Origin of the sequence: Streptomyces sp. RP5T, from assembly GCF_003933965.1 — a bacterium.
Classification (GTDB): domain Bacteria; phylum Actinomycetota; class Actinomycetes; order Streptomycetales; family Streptomycetaceae; genus Streptomyces.
This window is the reverse complement of the sequence record NZ_RSAJ01001329.1, coordinates 1-348: the sequence shown is the minus strand read 5'-3', so window position 1 is coordinate 348 and position 348 is coordinate 1. Positions and strand designations below refer to the sequence as shown.

1 protein-coding gene is annotated in these 348 nt (G+C 67.8%); it reads left to right on the top strand.

Annotated elements, in window-relative coordinates:
- The coding region (locus EHS43_RS46070) for a transposase family protein (RefSeq protein WP_148104409.1) at window positions 1–338 on the top strand (338 nt) is incomplete at its 5' end.
- Window positions 339–348: the final 10 nt, after the last annotated feature.

Below are 348 nucleotides of genomic sequence, written 5' to 3'. Positions count from 1 at the left end.
TCTCCCGCGCGACACCCGGCCGCACACATGACCTGACCGCGGCCCGAGCTCACGGCATCGTCCAGGCCTGCCTGACCCGGCAGATCCTCGTGCTGGCGGACCGCGCCTACCAGGGCGCCGGCGCCACATTCCGCTCGCCCTACTACCACCACCGCGAACAGCCCGAGCACTACCAGCAGTTCAACCGCGACCACGCCCGACTTCGAGCCCCCGGCGAACGCGCCTTCGCCCGGCTCAAGTCCTGGCGCATCATGCGCAGAGCACGTTCCTCCACCCGCCGCATCAGCCGCACCGTCCAAGCCATCCACACACTCATGACCTGCGACTATTCAGGATGAAAGAGGCTCA